Origin of the sequence: Caballeronia eucalypticola, assembly GCF_047608185.1 — a bacterium.
In the GTDB taxonomy this organism is placed as follows: domain Bacteria; phylum Pseudomonadota; class Gammaproteobacteria; order Burkholderiales; family Burkholderiaceae; genus Caballeronia.
Genome location: NZ_JBLKRU010000005.1, coordinates 177,082 through 191,963 on the forward strand (window position 1 = coordinate 177,082; position 14,882 = coordinate 191,963).

The 14,882-nt window shown below is 59.9% G+C and carries 13 protein-coding genes; 7 read left to right on the forward strand and 6 right to left on the reverse strand.

Annotated features, from left to right (window positions below; all coding sequences use genetic code 11):
* Window positions 1–17 precede the first annotated feature (17 nt).
* Both ACMX25_RS08675 and ACMX25_RS08680 read left to right on the forward strand, forming a co-directional pair.
* Window positions 18–314, forward strand: coding sequence for an ArsR/SmtB family transcription factor (locus ACMX25_RS08675; protein WP_414949279.1), 297 nt, complete (start codon window positions 18–20; stop codon window positions 312–314).
* A gap of 82 nt (window positions 315–396) precedes the next feature.
* Entirely contained in the window at window positions 397–1,458 is a 1,062-nt protein-coding gene (locus ACMX25_RS08680) for an alkene reductase (protein WP_414949281.1), read from the forward strand.
* Window positions 1,459–1,548: 90 nt separating this feature from the next.
* Here the strand turns inward: ACMX25_RS08680 and ACMX25_RS08685 are convergent, their stop codons facing one another.
* On the reverse strand, window positions 1,549–4,257 hold the full coding sequence (locus ACMX25_RS08685; RefSeq protein WP_414949283.1) for an excinuclease ABC subunit UvrA: 2,709 nt from the start codon (window positions 4,255–4,257) through the stop codon (window positions 1,549–1,551).
* A gap of 646 nt (window positions 4,258–4,903) precedes the next feature.
* Between ACMX25_RS08685 and ACMX25_RS08690 the strand changes: the two genes are divergently transcribed.
* Entirely contained in the window at window positions 4,904–6,559 is a 1,656-nt protein-coding gene (locus ACMX25_RS08690) for a bifunctional aspartate transaminase/aspartate 4-decarboxylase (RefSeq protein WP_414949285.1), read from the forward strand.
* A 104-nt stretch (window positions 6,560–6,663) separates the two neighbouring features.
* On the opposite strand, the gene ACMX25_RS08695 is transcribed toward ACMX25_RS08690, so the two are convergent.
* Complete coding sequence (locus ACMX25_RS08695; protein WP_414949286.1) at window positions 6,664–7,842, reverse strand: porin; 1,179 nt, start codon at window positions 7,840–7,842, stop codon at window positions 6,664–6,666.
* 270 nt (window positions 7,843–8,112) lie between these two features.
* On the opposite strand from ACMX25_RS08695, the gene ACMX25_RS08700 reads away from it, so the two are divergent.
* The gene (locus tag ACMX25_RS08700) at window positions 8,113–8,481 is read left to right on the forward strand and encodes a nuclear transport factor 2 family protein (protein WP_414949287.1); all 369 of its coding nucleotides are present in this window, start codon (window positions 8,113–8,115) and stop codon (window positions 8,479–8,481) included.
* Here the strand turns inward: ACMX25_RS08700 and motB are convergent.
* Together motB and motA are read right to left on the reverse strand one after the other, a co-directional pair.
* A complete protein-coding gene (motB, locus tag ACMX25_RS08705) occupies window positions 8,470–9,582 on the reverse strand; it encodes a flagellar motor protein MotB (protein ID WP_414949288.1) in 1,113 nt (370 codons plus the stop codon). The two genes, ACMX25_RS08700 and motB, sit on opposite strands and share 12 nt — an antisense overlap.
* 51 nt (window positions 9,583–9,633) lie before the next feature.
* Window positions 9,634–10,503 (reverse strand): flagellar motor stator protein MotA, encoded by an 870-nt coding sequence (motA, locus tag ACMX25_RS08710; RefSeq protein ID WP_414949289.1) that lies wholly within the window; start codon window positions 10,501–10,503, stop codon window positions 9,634–9,636.
* A 372-nt stretch (window positions 10,504–10,875) separates the two neighbouring features.
* Between motA and ACMX25_RS08715 the strand changes: the two genes are divergently transcribed.
* Entirely contained in the window at window positions 10,876–11,484 is a 609-nt protein-coding gene (locus ACMX25_RS08715; RefSeq protein ID WP_414949388.1) for a hypothetical protein, read from the forward strand.
* A gap of 101 nt (window positions 11,485–11,585) precedes the next feature.
* Window positions 11,586–11,858 (forward strand): hypothetical protein, encoded by a 273-nt coding sequence (locus tag ACMX25_RS08720; RefSeq protein ID WP_414949290.1) that lies wholly within the window; start codon window positions 11,586–11,588, stop codon window positions 11,856–11,858.
* Window positions 11,859–11,975: 117 nt separating this feature from the next.
* Here the strand turns inward: ACMX25_RS08720 and ACMX25_RS08725 are convergent, their stop codons facing one another.
* Complete coding sequence (locus ACMX25_RS08725; RefSeq protein WP_414949292.1) at window positions 11,976–12,146, reverse strand: hypothetical protein; 171 nt, start codon at window positions 12,144–12,146, stop codon at window positions 11,976–11,978.
* Between the two features lie 119 nt (window positions 12,147–12,265).
* The gene (locus tag ACMX25_RS08730; RefSeq protein WP_414949293.1) at window positions 12,266–13,723 is read right to left on the reverse strand and encodes an MFS transporter; all 1,458 of its coding nucleotides are present in this window, start codon (window positions 13,721–13,723) and stop codon (window positions 12,266–12,268) included.
* Between the two features lie 370 nt (window positions 13,724–14,093).
* Here ACMX25_RS08730 and ACMX25_RS08735 point away from each other — a divergent pair, with 370 nt between their 5' ends.
* Window positions 14,094–14,822, forward strand: coding sequence for a response regulator transcription factor (locus ACMX25_RS08735; protein ID WP_414949294.1), 729 nt, complete (start codon window positions 14,094–14,096; stop codon window positions 14,820–14,822).
* Window positions 14,823–14,882 lie beyond the last annotated feature (60 nt).

Below are 14,882 nucleotides of genomic sequence, written 5' to 3' on the forward strand. Positions count from 1 at the left end.
CTTAAAGCCGTTTTTCCATGGATATCGACGCTATTCACAAGGCCTTGGCCAATCCTGTCCGCCGCGAGATTCTCGCGTGGCTCAAGGACCCGGAGGTCTACTTTCCCGAGCAGGAATTTCCGCTCGTGAATGGCGTGTGCGCCGGTCAAATCGATGCGCGTTGCGATATGTCCCAATCCACGGTGTCGGCTCACCTGGCCACGCTTCATAAAGCGGGCCTCGTGACCTCAAAGCGGGTTGGGCAGTGGATATTCTTCAAGCGCGACGATGCGGTTATCCAGGCGTTTCTCGACCAGCTTCATAAGGGCCTTTGAAAAACGGCTCCCGAAGCGTCAGCTTGTTCACCGTGTTCTGGCTGCTGGTTCCCTTTACAGTCTATTTAGGAATGCTTTCAAAATGCCAAATCTTTTCGATCCGCTCAAAGCTGGTGCATTTAATCTTCGCAACCGCATCATCATGGCACCGCTCACGCGTCAGCGCGCAGGTGTTGAACGCGTGCCCAATGCGTTGATGGCGCAGTACTACGCTGAGCGCGCTGGCGCCGGCATGATCCTGAGCGAAGCGACCTCGGTTACGCCTCAAGGCGTGGGTTATGCTGAAACGCCGGGCATCTGGTCGGACGAGCAGGTCGAAGGCTGGAAGCTGGTGACGAAGGCCGTCCACGACGCAGGCGGCACGATCCTGCTGCAACTGTGGCACGTCGGCCGAATCTCCGACCCGATCTTCCTCAACGGCGACCTGCCGGTCGCGCCGAGCGCAATTGCAGCGCAAGGTCATGTGAGTCTCGTGCGGCCGCAACGCGAATTCGTGACGCCGCGCGCGCTTGAACTCGATGAGATTCAAGGCGTGGTTGCCGCTTTCCGCAAGGGTGCTGAGAACGCGAAGCTCGCCGGTTTCGACGGCGTTGAAGTGCACGGCGCAAACGGTTATCTGCTCGACCAATTCCTGCAGGACAGCACGAACAAACGCACGGACATCTACGGCGGTCCGGCTGAAAATCGTGCACGGCTGATGCTCGAAGTGGTCGACGCATGTATTGAAGTCTGGGGCGCCGACCGGGTTGGCATGCACCTCGCACCGCGCGCCGATTCGCACAGCATGGGCGACACCGATCGCGCTGCTACCTTCGGCTATGTTGCACGTGAGTTGGGCAAGCGCAAGATCGCGTTCATTGCTGCACGTGAACGCGTGGGCGAAGACTCGATCGGACCGCTGTTGAAGCGTGCCTTCGGTGGTGTTTATGTCGCGAACGAGAAGTTCACCAAGGAAAGCGCGCAGGAAGCGCTCGACCGCGGTGACGCCGACGCCGTCGCGTGGGGGCAGTTGTTTATTGCCAACCCGGATCTCGTGAAACGCTTTGAGAGCAATGCCGTGTTGAACGCACCGGTTCCCGAAACGTTCTATGCTCGTGGCACCGAAGGGTACACGGACTATCCGACGCTCGAGACGATGGACTAAGCGGTCAGATTTTTGGTTGGCGGCAGCCGGCGGCTTCATGGGAAGTCACCGGCTGTTTTGTTTTCTTGGCTTCGCTTCTGAGCCGTGAACTCAGAGCAGGCAGGCCTTCAAATACCTCGAAGTATTGCTGTGTTTCCCCCGCTTCACCACGTCCTCCGGCGTGCCGCCGACCACTACCTTTCCGCCTTCCTCGCCCGCGCCCGGTCCCATGTCGATGACCCAGTCGCTTTGGGCCGCCACCCGCATGTCGTGCTCAACCACGATCACTGTGTTGCCCGCATCGACCAGACCCTGCAATTGAACCAGCAAGCGGTCGCTGTCCGTGGAATGCAACCCCGTTGTGGGCTCATCCAGGATGTAAAGGGTCTCGCCCCGCTGCGCTCGCTGAAGTTCGGTCGCGAGCTTGATTCGCTGCGCCTCGCCGCCAGACAACTCGGTCGCTGGTTGACCCAAACGCAAATAGCCCAGTCCAATGTCCTTGAGCACGGTCAACGCACGCATGATCTGCGGCTCGTCAGCGAAGAACGCGCAGGCGGTGTCCACGGTCATCTGCAGCACGTCCGCAATATTCTTACCCTGCCACTCGATCTCCAGCGTCTCCGGGTTGTAGCGTGTTCCTCCGCAGGTTGAACATGGTGCGTACACGCTCGGCATGAACAGCAATTCAACGCTCACGAATCCTTCGCCCTCGCACGTGGGACATCGACCCTTCGCCACATTGAACGAGAACCGGCCCGCGTCATAACGGCGGCGACGCGCCGTGGGCGTCTCCGCGAACAGCTTGCGCACATGATCGAAGAGGCCGGTGTAGGTGGCGAGATTCGAGCGCGGCGTGCGCCCAATCGGTTTCTGATCGACGCGAACCAGGCGCCGGATTCTCTCCATCCCGGCCGTGATTTCACCGCCAGTAGTAATGTCCTCGACATCCAGCAACGGATCGCGCTCCTCGTCCGTTTCTGCCGCTATCGGCCGGCCGAGCCGCTCCGCAACCAACTCCGGCAGCGCCTGGCTGACGAGGCTGGATTTGCCCGAGCCAGAAACCCCTGTGACCGTCGTGAAGCAGCCGAGCGGAAACGCGACCTCCAGGTCCTGCAAGTTGTTACGCGTCACATTCGCAAGCCGCAGCCAGTCCGTCGGCGTGCGCTTCGAACGCGGAGCCGGCCGGCAATCGCCGAATAGATGCAGCCGCGTTTGCGATTCCTCGACGTGGGCCAATCCGGCGGGCGGCCCGCTATAGACAATCTGGCCGCCCGCCGTGCCCGCGGCCGGACCCACATCCACGAGCCAGTCCGCGCGGCGCATCATTTCCAGATCATGCTCGACCACGAACAGCGAATTGCCCGCGGCCTTCAGACGCTGCAACGCACTGAACAACGCTTCGCCATCGGCTGGATGAAGGCCGGCGGAGGGTTCATCTAGGACATAGATCACGCCGAACAATTGCGACGCGAGTTGCGTCGCAAGCCGCAGCCGCTGCAGCTCGCCCGACGACAAAGTCGGCGTGCCGCGGTCCAGCGCGAGGTACCCCAGTCCAAGATCGATGAGTGTAGTCAGGCGTTCGAGCAACTCGCTTGCAATGCGTTGAGCCGCGACTTGCTTCTCTTTCGATTGATTCGTAGTCCGTCTAATATCGGGGGAGGCTTTGTGCTCCGATCCGCCGGATGCGACCCGTCGTGCGACGGCGGCACGCATCTCGTCCTTGCTCAATATCTCGCTGTCCGATGGTGCCGCGGCCGCTGGATCCTTCGCGGCCGCCGGCGCTTCACCGCGAGCGACCGGACGCAATACATCGGCGACACGGGCGAGCGGCATCTGCGATAACTCCCCTATATCAAGCCCCGCGAACGTCACGGATAGCGCCTCGGGTTTCAATCGTTTGCCATGGCACGACGGACACGCGCTGCTCACCATGAAACGCGATACGCGTTTCTTCATCAACGCGCTTTGCGTGTTGGCGAAGGTGTGCAGCACATAGCGCCGCGCGCCGGTGAACGTGCCCTGGTAGCTCGGTTCCGCGTGGCGTTTGAGCGCCGCGCGTGTTTCTTGCGGCGTCATGCCGGCGTACACGGGCGCGGTCGGCGTCTCGTCCGTGAACAGGATCCAGTCGCGGTCTTTCTTCGGCAAGTCGCGCCACGGTTTATCGACATCGAATCCGAGCGTGACCAGGATGTCGCGCAGGTTCTGACCATGCCATGCCGGCGGCCATGCAGCGACGGCGCGCTCGCGGATAGTCAGCGAGTCGTCGGGGACCATCGATTGTTCGGTCACCTCGTAGACACGCCCCAGGCCGTGACACGTAGGACACGCCCCTTGTACCGTGTTCGGCGAGAAGTCCTCGGCGAACAGCATGGGTTGTTTCGCCGGGTAGGTGCCGGTGCGCGAGTACAGCATGCGCACGAGGCTGGACAGCGTGGTGACGCTGCCCACCGACGAGCGCGCGTTGGGCGTACCGCGTTGCTGCTGCAGAGCGACAGCGGGTGGCAGACCTTCGATGGAATCCACTTCCGGCACGCCAACCTGCTCGATGAGGCGACGCGCATAAGGCGCCACGGATTCGAAATAACGGCGCTGCGCTTCGGCGTAGAGCGTGCCGAACGCCAGCGATGACTTGCCCGATCCCGAGACGCCGGTAAAGACGACGAGAGCGTCGCGCGGAATGTCGACATCAATGTTGCGCAGGTTGTGCTCGCGGGCGCCGCGCACCCGCACGAAGCCGGTCCCGGAAGGGTCAAGCGATGTCGATGTCGATGTCGATATCGATATCGATTTGTCGTCGGGTTGCTTGTTTCTGATTGCCATGCGTTTTAAAGCCATTGTGGTATTGGTTTGCCCAGACGGCCGCGAGGTCGTGTCCGAACACGACGAAGTGGCCACGCGGATGGCCGACAGTTTAGGTGGCTGCCGAAAATACTGTCGATACGGCAGGGGCATTGGGCGCACGAGGCGTGCCTGCATGCCTGCTTTGTGATATCCGGGATTTTCACCCGGGTGCACAGAGGGGATTTAAGCCGTCGGCAACAAAAAATCGGCCAATTAGTTAGTTTGTTATGTTTCTGTGCAATGGTGTAATTGACGTTCGGTAATAGCATGGAGTATCAAGCGCTTTAAACACTGTTTGGCGGTTCACGCTCAATCTCCACGGGCAAAACATAAAGCGATTGCGTTTGAAGGTTTCTCCCTTAGACTATTAACTCGCAAGGCTGCGAATGGTGTTGGATTATTTCATTACCTAAAATTATCGTCCTCATAATGCATAAACAGTCTACGTGCCGGTTGGCGGGATTGTTGCGAAGACCGGTAAAAAAAGAGATGTGTTGCAGTACTCGGTTAATAAGGCACAACTCACGCATAACCTGAAAATTCATTGCCGCTTTACTCCCAAAGGGACTGGCGTTCCTCGAAAACGTCGCTCTTTCAAGCAGTCGATCATTTCTGGAGGTGTTGGATGGCAAAATCTACAAAGGCGGGCTCGCAGGAACAATCCAAGATCGCGGCGCTCAGCCCGTTCGAACTCAAGGACGAATTAATCAAGGCCGCCGGCGGCGGTGCGGTCGAGCGTCCCGCCAACGCGGCCATGCTCAATGCTGGCCGGGGCAATCCGAATTTCCTCGCCACCATTCCGCGCCACGGCTTCTGGCAACTGGGCCTGTTCGCCATGCGTGAGTCGGAGCGATCGTTCGCCCACATGCCCGAAGGGCTGGGCGGCTTTCCGAAGCGCGAGGGACTGGAAGAGCGCTTTGAAATCTTTGCCCGCGACAATAAAGGCGTTCCCGGCATTGACTTCCTGCGCGGCGTGCTCTCGTATGTGCGCGACCAGCTCGGCCTGAGTGGCAGCGAATTCCTTTATGAAATGTGCGAAGGGATTCTTGCGTCGAATTATCCGGTGCCCGACCGGATGCTGAAGTTGTCGGAGGTGATTGTTGCGCAGTACCTGAAGAAAGAAATGATCGGCAAACATCCATTCGTCGGCGACTTCGATATCTTCGCAACTGAAGGCGGCACCGCCGCCATGACCTATATCTTCAACACGATGCGCGAGAATCACCTGATCAAACCAGGTGACACCATCGCGCTGGGCTCGCCGATCTTTACGCCGTATATCGAGATTCCGACGCTTAACGACTACCAGTTGAACGTGGTCAATCTGGATGCCGACGTGGAACTCGGCTGGCAATATTCGAAGAAGGAACTCGACAAGCTGCGCGATCCGAAGGTGAAAGCGTTCTTCCTCGTGAATCCGAGCAATCCGCCTTCGGTCAAGATGAATACCGAAAGCCTGGAGTACATCGCGGAGATCGTGAAGGAACGGCCCGACCTGATCCTCCTGACCGACGACGTGTACGGCACCTTCGCCGACGACTTCGTCTCGCTGTTCGCCCTGTGTCCGAGGAACACTATCCTCGTGTATTCGTATTCGAAGTATTTCGGCGCGACAGGCTGGCGGCTCGGCACGATCGCCATGCACCGCGAGAACGTGATCGATGACCTGATCCGCAAGTTGCCGAAGGATCAGCGCAAGGAATTGCACGAGCGCTATGAGTCGATCACCACCGAGCCGGAGAACCTGAAGTTCATCGACCGCCTGGTGGCCGACAGCCGTACCGTCGCGCTGAACCACACGGCGGGGCTTTCCACGCCTCAGCAAGTGCAGATGGTGCTGTTCTCGCTGTTCGCGCTGATGGATACGCCTGACGCGTACAAGAACGCGCTCAAGCGCCTGATTCGTGGCCGCAAAGAGGCGTTGTACCGGGAGATAGGGATATCGTTTGACGACAGCGACGTGAATCAGGTCGATTACTACACCATCATCGACCTCGAATTCCTCGGCAATCGTGCGTACGGGCCGGAGTTCGTCGCGTGGCTCTTCAAGAATACCGAGCCCTCCGAGCTGCTGTTCCGCCTTGCGAAAGAAGCACGTGTCGTGCTCTTGCCGGGACGCGGCTTCGGTACGCAGCACCCATCGGGCCGCGTGTCGCTTGCCAATCTCAATGAGAGCGACTACAAGGCGATCGGCCGCGCGATGCGCAAGCTGATGGTGGAATATGTCGAGCGCTATAACGCCGCAACGGGCAAGTCGCTCGATAAAAACAAGGTGCTCTAAGCCAGCAACGACGCCTCGAAAAGACGTCTGCTTAAGCGTCAAACGAAAAACGGGCCACCGGGAAAAGTTACCCCAGTGGCCCGTTTTATCGTCAAACGCCTGCTTTAGAACTTGTGGCGGATACCCACGCGTGCAGCGATCTGATTCGACGAACCCTTGCCCGAGTTGCCGAAGTAGCTTGTGCTCGAACCAATTTCAGCCTGCACCGGCGTGCCTGCATTCGAACCCGACGCGTCTTGATAGATGGCCAGCACGTAGACATCGGTACGCTTGCTCAGCGCATAGTCCACGCTTGCGTCGACTTGTTGCCACTTGCCTTGCGCTGCATCGGTCAGCTTCATGTACGTGTAGCCGAGGCCGCCGGTAAGAGCCGGCGTGAACGCATACTTGCCGCCGATTTCATACGCGTTGAACTTCGACGTTGCGCCCGTGATGGCTTCGAAGCGCGTATTGGTCCAGAGACCGAACACCGTTGCAGCAGCGAACTTGTAGCTGGCGCCAACACCGAACGTGCGCAGGTCCTTCGTACCGCCCGTCGAAACGTTCGCGATGTTCGTGCTGAACGCCGGCGTGGACGAACCCGGGTAGTGGATGTCGGTGTAAGCCGCGCCAATGCCGAACGGGCCGTTAGCGTAGTTCGCGCCGAAGCTGTAAGCGCGCGATGAACCTTGGGTCGTCACGCCTGCGGTCGTCGTCGTGGGCGAACCCTCGAATGCGCCAGCCTGGTTCGAGAAGCCATACAAGCCGCCAAACGTCAGGCCGCTGAAGTTGGCGCTGCTGAACTTGATCGAGTTGTTGATACGGCTCGACGTGAGCTGGTCGACGTCGTTGATGTGATACGCGTAGTTGCCTGCAACCGTCTGGCCGCCGATGGAGTACGAACCGCCGAGGTAATCGGTCGAGAACGTGTATTGCCGGCCGAGGGTGACCGAGCCGATATCCGACTTGGAAATCCCCACATACGCTTGACGGCCGAATTCCGCGCCGCCCTGGCCGAGCGTACCGTTGCCGCTGTTAAAACCGCTTTCCAACGTGAAGATCGCCTTCAGGCCGCCGCCCAGGTCTTCAGCACCGCGCAGGCCCCAACGGCTGCCTTGCGATACGCCGTCGTCATACTTGAAGTTCTTCGAGCTGCCTGTCGTGCCGACGGCTGCGTGGTTCACGTAGCTGATACCGGCGTCGATAAGGCCGTAAAGCGTGACGCTGCTTTGAGCTTGAGCAGTGGTTGTCGATGCGGCGAATGCCGCCATTGCAGCAGTGGCGAGCAGTGTTTTACGGTTCAAAACGTTCTCCCTAGCGTGGGTGTGATTAAGCGAAACTTGTCAATGAAGCAAATAGGTGCTGCACGGCATCGGACTCTGACGGTCTGTAGCTCGCGACGGGCGGACTTTAGCGAACGGGTGTGTAAGGTATATGACAGTTGTTTTTCAGCGACGGCTTCAGAAAAATACTTTCGATAAATCCCAGGAACGGGTATCGGAGAGGCGTGCGGAAGCGCTTTGGCGAGCCGTCGCGCTATGCTGACGGCTCATCTTCAAGCGAGGGACACAGCCATGACAGAGAGCGTGATTGCGGCACTCGAGGAGCGGTTGCGCGAGGCCATGCTTGCATCGGACGTAGACGTGCTTGATACGTTGCTCGCCGACGACCTCACGTTCGTCGATGCAACGGGCAAGGTGTGGAGCAAGGCCGACGACCTGAACGCGCATCGCCATGGAATACAGCGGATCGAGCGGCTGGAGATCAAGGAACAGACGGTGCGCGTGTATGACAGGAGCGCCGTGACGCTCACGCATGCGGCGCTCGCCGGCCAATTTGGCGGCGTGCCGCTTTCGGCCAATCTTCGCTACACGCGCATGTGGGTTGAAACGGAGAGCGGCTGGAAAATCGCCGCCGCTCACTGCAGCGTGCTAGCTTTTTAAGGCCGGCCCGGCGTTCGCCGACGCAACTCGAGGCTTCGCCTGTTGGTCCCCCACGACCGGCGGAATCACAGCGCTTGCGGGCTGCGACCGCGCGACCACCGGAGCCACCGCGCTTGCCGCCTGCGACCCAACGACCGCCGGAATCATTGAGCTAGCCGGCTTCGATTCATCCACGGCGGTCCGACCGCCGTCCGCAAAGAAGGTTTGTTCGGCGGCCTTGTTCAAAACGAGGATGCTGATGCGCCGGTTAGTGGGTTCATCGGCGACTGCTCTATTGAGCGGCAATACATTAGCCAGTCCGCGCACTTGCAGGATCTTGCCTTCGTTCATGCCGCCTGCAATCAGCGCGCGGCGTGCGGCGTTCGCCCGTTCGCTCGACAACTCCCAGTTCGAATACCCTGCTTCGCCACCTGAGTACGGCACGGCGTCCGTGTGTCCGGCGATCGACACGCGGTTATCCACGTCGTTGAGCGAGGAGCCGATCTGCCCGAGGATGGTCGTCACATACGTTTCCAGCTTTGCGCTGCCTGAGGGGAACATCGGCCGCTTGAGTGAGTCGACAATTTCGATGCGCAATCCTTCGCTCGTGATGTTGATGCGAATCTGGTCCTTGTACGCGGCCAGCGCCGGCGTGCGCTCGATCAACGCACTAAGCTTCTGCTTGAGTTGTTTCAGGCGCTCTGCGTCGTCCTTGACCGCGGCGGCCGCGATTGCAGCGGCACTTGCGGCCATGCGTTCGGTTGTCTTCGGCAAGGGCTGGGTCTGGCTTTTGGTGGCTTCTCCCGGACGCGAACTGGAGAGATCGCGTCCGCCGCCTTCAATCAAGCTTGAGCGTGCAGCACCGCTGCCGTCCTTGCCGCCGAAGACTGCCGACAGCGGCGTGTTGAAATAATCTTCAATGCCCTGCTTGTCGTATTTGGAGGTCGAGCCTAGCAGCCACATAAGCAGGAAGAACGCCATCATGGCAGTCACGAAATCCGCATACGCGATTTTCCATGCACCACCATGATGACCCGCGTGTGCGGATTTTTTCTTGCGTCGCACTACAACAGTCGGCGCGAGCACCGACTGCATGGGGTCGCGAGAAGGGGAGTCAGCCATGAGCGAACCTCTTGATGATCGGCGTGATCTGCAGCGGGCGAGACAGGCTCGTCACGCCGACTTCGGTTGCTTGGTGGCGCGGACGGCCTCGTCGAGTTCCTGGAACGACGGACGATCAGCGGTGAACAGCACCTTGCGCCCGAACTCGACGGCAATAGCCGGCGCATAGCCGTTCATCGATGCAAGCAGCACGGACTTCACGCACTGGAACGGCTTGGCTTCGGCCTGTCCTTTTGCAGCCAGCAGATCGGCAAGTGGTCCGAAGAAACCATACGAGAGCAGGATGCCGAGGAACGTGCCGACCAGCGCGCCCGCGATCATCTCGCCGAGTATCGCGGGCGCGGCGCCTACTGAACCCATCGTATGCACGACGCCCATCACGGCCGCGACAATGCCGAACGCGGGCAGGCCATCGGCCATCTTCTGAATCGCGCCGGCAGCCAGCGATGTTTCCGCGTGATGCGTCTCGAGTTCTTCGTCCATCAGGTCCTGCATCTCGAGCGCGTTGATGTTGCCGCTCGACATCATGCGCAGATAGTCGACGATGAATTCCAGCAGATGGTGATCGTTGAGCACGTGTTCGTACTTCTTGAACGTCGGGCTGTTCTGTGGCGCTTCAACATCGACCTCGAGCGCCATCATGCCTTCCTTGCGCGCCTTCTGAAGCAGCTCGTACAGCAGCGCGATGAGCTGCACGTACTTCTCTTTCGAGTAGCCACCTTGCTTGAACGCCGTGGGGATGACCTTGAGGGTCTTCTTGAGCGTCGTCACCGGATTGGATACGACGAACGCACCCACCGCCGCGCCGAAGATGCACAGCAACTCGAAGGGCTGGAACAGTGCGGCCAGATGACCGCCTACGCCCAGAAAACTGCCGATCACCGACCCGATGACCACGACCCAGCCAATAACAACAAACATGCTCTCTCCGCCTGATTTTTATGCTTCCGTTGAATGAAGCTGTCCTAGACCTTAACGGCAAGCCGCTCAGCAGATTTAGGGTAGGGAGAAGGTATCTTTTTGCCTGTAGTGGGATTGGGCATGGCAAAAGTTACCTTCCATCGCGCCAAATCAAATTTAGGTGTTATTCATCAGATGATTAGAGGCGTTGATTCATGGCGTTCACATCAGTTTTCCGGAGCGTCGAATTGAACTCGAAAACAGTCACTATTCGCTTCATTGAAACGATTACTGAAACCGTAAAGTCTCGCCACGGGAAAGAGCCGGGGACATTACGGAGAAGGTGCAGTGAACATTGTCTTAAGGGCGGCAACCGCCGCAGCGATCGCAACGATGGCAACGAGCGCAGCGCACTCGCAGGAAATTTACGTACAGGGCGGCACGCTGGGCGCAGGGATAGGCGCGGCATATTCCTTCAACTCGTGGTCGGGCGTGCATGCGGAAGTGGAGGGCTTCGGCCTGTCGCATTCATTTACCGTCGACGACAATAAGTACGACGGGCACCTGAGCCTCAAGCAAGGAGGGCTCTACCTCGACCTGTTCCCGTTCTCCAGCAGCGGTTTTCGCGTGACGGGCGGTGCGCTTTTCAACGGTGACAAACTGACTGGGCATGCGGTGCCTGACGCCGACGGCAACTACAAGATCGGCAACGACCTTGTGCCGGCTGTCGGACCTGCGCCATCGGCCACGGTGCGCTTGCCGAGCGTGATGCCGTACCTCGGCGTGGGTTACGGTCACAAGCCGGTATCGAAGGGATTTGGCTTTATGTGCGACCTCGGCGTGGCGTACGGCCGTCCCCATGTTTCTTATTCCGTGCCGGCCATCTATAGCCAGTTGACGACGCAGGCGAATATCGATCAGGAACAGCAAAACATTACTGATCACGTGGAACGGTATCGCTGGTATCCCGTCGTCCAGGTGGGCGTGACTTATAGGTTCTAAACTATGGGTCTAAGCTGTCGGTCGCGGCTTGCGAAAGTTGGGGCGGAACGTTTTATGCGTGCCCTGACGCGAACTCCATTTACTACAGGCGAAACCCAGCGATGATTCAAACTTTCGAGCAGACCATCGACGGCAAACCGGTTCAATTCTGCGCAAGCATCGCAGACGGCGGAAGTCCGCAACGCGTCATCATCAGCCGGGCGGATTCGGCGAAGTCGCTGGTGATCGTGGAGGCCTCAGGGATCATTGGTGCGATCAAAGCCGAGGTCGAAGCACCGGAAACGTTCGTCGCCGAAGCGGTGCGCAAGGCCCAGCAGGAAGGGTTGATTGAACGGGCACTGGCCTCGGGCGAAATCCTGACAACGGCTCTTTAACAGATAGCGCGGTGTACCGCGCCCGGACCGCATCACCCAAAGGAAAAATGCCCGCCTGCAAGACGCAGGCGGGCATTTTTTGCTGCTGACGAGAGGCTGCACTTCAAAGCTGAAAATTCAAACGCGCGGTGTGCCGTTTTTTGGATCTGCCGGCACTATAGGCGTCGCTGAATCAGGACCATCGGGTAAGTCGGGGTCGTCCTCGGGCGGCGGCGCATCCGGGTCGAGCAGCTCGTCGGGATCGGGTTCTATCGGCAAGTAAGTCGGGTCCGGCGGCGGCGTGGACATATCCAGTTCCTCATGAGCGGTCTGCGGACCGCGCGTTGCACGAGAAGTGCGTATGGCAAAGCGGGCGCAACTAACGTTCCCGCCGCCGTTAGTTCGAGTTTCACGTGCCCGCGTCTTGCTCAGGAACGCGTCGCCGAGCCGCATTTAATCGATCCCGCGTCCGTTTTTCCGTCCTTCGCACGTTTGCTCTCAATCGCCCGCCAAGCGAGGACCGCGGCGAATAACAGCAACGCCATCGATACCCCCGCCGACGCCTTCACCCCTATCACGATCTGCGCGCTTTCGGCCATGGCCGAGTGACTCGCCAGCGCACCGAACGCCGCGACGCCTATCGCGCCACCCGCCTGCCGCGCGGTGTTCAGCACCGCCGACGCCGTGCCCGCGCGGTCCGGCTCAACCGAGCCCAATACGGCGGTCGTCATCGCGGGGACGGCGAGCCCCATGCCTGTCGGGATCAGCAAGAAGGGCAGCAATAGCGCCCACACCGGCGTCGACGCGTTGACGAAAAGAAGCGCGGCGAAACCGGCCGCATCGATCAATGCGCCAACGATCATCGGCAAGCGCGAGCCGAAGCGCGCAACGACCACGCCGCTCGCCAGATTCGACAACAGGAACCCGCCGGTCAGCGGCAGGAACGCCAGCCCGGTTTGCAAGGGCGTGTGGCCCAGCACGCGCTGCAAGTACAGGCTCAGCACGAACACCATGCCGTAATACGTGAGGTTCACGCAGATACCGAACACCGTGGCCGCATTGAACGTGCGGTCCCGAAACAGCGCAGGCGGCAGCATGGGCGCCGACGCGCGCCGCTCGACCAGCACAAGTCCCACGGCCGCGAGAAGCGCCACGGCAATGCCGCCGATCACCAGTGGGTGCGTCAGGCCCAACGGCCGCAGTTCGATCATCGCGCCGACAAAGCCGGTCAGCGCAACGGCCGCGAGGACCTGCCCGGGCAAGTCGGCGCCGCGCGCTTTCTGCTCCGGCTTTTTATCGGCGATCCACGCATAGGTCGCCGCGATGCCAGCCGCGCACAACGGCACGTTGACCCAGAAAATGCTGCGCCAGCCGAACGCAGCGATCAACAGGCCGCCGACGATCGGTCCTGCAGCAATCGATACTGAACCTGCCGCCGTCCACAAGCCCACGGCACGCGCGCGCAGCCCGTCGTCGTGACCGCAGGCCTGATTCAGCAGGACCAGCGAGTTGGGCAGCGTGGCGGCCGCTCCTATGCCCTGCAATGCGCGTGCGGCGGTCAGTTGGGTCGCATCCATTGCAAAGCCGCAAGCGGCGGAAGCCACCCCGAACAACATCAGGCCCCCGACGAACAAGCGCCGCGCGCCGAAGCGGTCGCCGAGCACGCCTGCCGAGAGCATCAGCGCGGCGAAGGCGAGCGCGTAGGCGTCGACGGTCCACTGCAGGCCCGCCACGCTCGCGTGCAGGTCGCGGCCAATGCTCGCGAGCGCCACGTTGACGATGGTGACATCGAGTTGAGAGACCACGAAACCCATGCTGGCCGTGGTGACGATCAGCGCCTGGCGTGTGCTCAGCCCTGCGCGTGAGGAGGGAAGGTTCGAGTTCATGAAGACCAGCTTATCGATCTGCAGCGTCCGACGTTTCCGTGGTTCGTGAAATATGCATGTCGGCTTTTCGCAGCGCTGTCAAACGGGTGGCATGGGGGCGGCATGGCGTGCAGGCAACACTTTTTTGAAAGGGCCGGATTCCGTCACGTATCGGCACAAACAGTGACTTCGCGAGACATATTGAAAGCATTTGTGACGATATGTTGGCCGGGATTAAGAATTGTCCGATAGATCAAGCCAGTACCGCTCTGCAGAATTCGCGCGTCTGAAGTGGTCTCGTAGAGCGTCATGAGACCTTCTTTGGTGCCTTCAACACCGCCTTTTAAGTACGCGCGAAGTCACCGTTTGCAGGTTCACCGGTCCCGTTATCATGCGCATCGCAATTCTCCAGTCCGATCCACAGCATCGTTATGTCATCGGTGGAATCATCGAACGTCTCAACCATGTTTGCATTCCCTTCAGCGATGGTTTGTCGATGTCGAAATCGCTGTCCCGATCCACTGTCGACATGCTGGTTCTCGACTGGCATTCCTCCGGCTTGTCCGGGCTCGACCTGTTGAAATCGATGCGCTCGGGCATTGGCGAGCGCGTGCCCGTGATGTTCGCCTCGGCGGACGGCGGAGAGAGCAACGTGGTCCGCGCGTTGACCGCGGGCGCCGATGACTACGTCACGCACCCCGTGCGTTCCGCCGAGTTCGGCGCGCGCGTGGAAGCGCTGCTGCGGCGTGCGTATCCGGCGAATACCGCGGCGATCACCGAACTCGGGCCGTATCGCTTCGATTCGCGTCAGCAGAGCGTCACCGTGCGCGGCCAACCGGTGCAACTGAGCGGTACGCAATTCCGGCTCGCGCTGCTGTTTTTCTCGAACGTCGGGCGCGTGTTGTCGCGCGATCATATTTTCGCCATGGTCTGGGGACGAGAATTTCGCGAGTCCACGCGGACTATCGACAGCCACGTTTCGCGCCTGAGGCTTGCACTGACGATTGAACCGATGAATCACTTCCGCTTGCAGCCGGTGTACAAAAGCGGCTATCGGCTACTGCATCTTTACGGCGACACTGTCGATGAAGGCAGCCTGTGCGAGGAAGCCACCGCTTAGTTCGGGTGGTGATTTGACTAAAGAAAAACCGTCGCAAGACGGTTTTTTTATTTGCACCCG

Coding starts and splice junctions, on each gene's coding strand:
- ACMX25_RS08690 (WP_414949285.1), top strand. CDS start 4,904: ATGGCAAAATCTACAAAGGCGGGCTCGCAGGAACAATCCAAGATCGCG.
- motB (WP_414949288.1), bottom strand. CDS start 9,582: ATGGCTGACTCCCCTTCTCGCGACCCCATGCAGTCGGTGCTCGCGCCG.
- ACMX25_RS08700 (WP_414949287.1), top strand. CDS start 8,113: ATGACAGAGAGCGTGATTGCGGCACTCGAGGAGCGGTTGCGCGAGGCC.
- ACMX25_RS08730 (WP_414949293.1), bottom strand. CDS start 13,723: ATGAACTCGAACCTTCCCTCCTCACGCGCAGGGCTGAGCACACGCCAG.
- ACMX25_RS08725 (WP_414949292.1), bottom strand. CDS start 12,146: ATGTCCACGCCGCCGCCGGACCCGACTTACTTGCCGATAGAACCCGAT.
- ACMX25_RS08685 (WP_414949283.1), bottom strand. CDS start 4,257: ATGGCAATCAGAAACAAGCAACCCGACGACAAATCGATATCGATATCG.
- ACMX25_RS08680 (WP_414949281.1), top strand. CDS start 397: ATGCCAAATCTTTTCGATCCGCTCAAAGCTGGTGCATTTAATCTTCGC.
- ACMX25_RS08720 (WP_414949290.1), top strand. CDS start 11,586: ATGATTCAAACTTTCGAGCAGACCATCGACGGCAAACCGGTTCAATTC.
- ACMX25_RS08735 (WP_414949294.1), top strand. CDS start 14,094: ATGCGCATCGCAATTCTCCAGTCCGATCCACAGCATCGTTATGTCATC.
- ACMX25_RS08715 (WP_414949388.1), top strand. CDS start 10,876: ATGGCAACGAGCGCAGCGCACTCGCAGGAAATTTACGTACAGGGCGGC.
- motA (WP_414949289.1), bottom strand. CDS start 10,503: ATGTTTGTTGTTATTGGCTGGGTCGTGGTCATCGGGTCGGTGATCGGC.
- ACMX25_RS08675 (WP_414949279.1), top strand. CDS start 18: ATGGATATCGACGCTATTCACAAGGCCTTGGCCAATCCTGTCCGCCGC.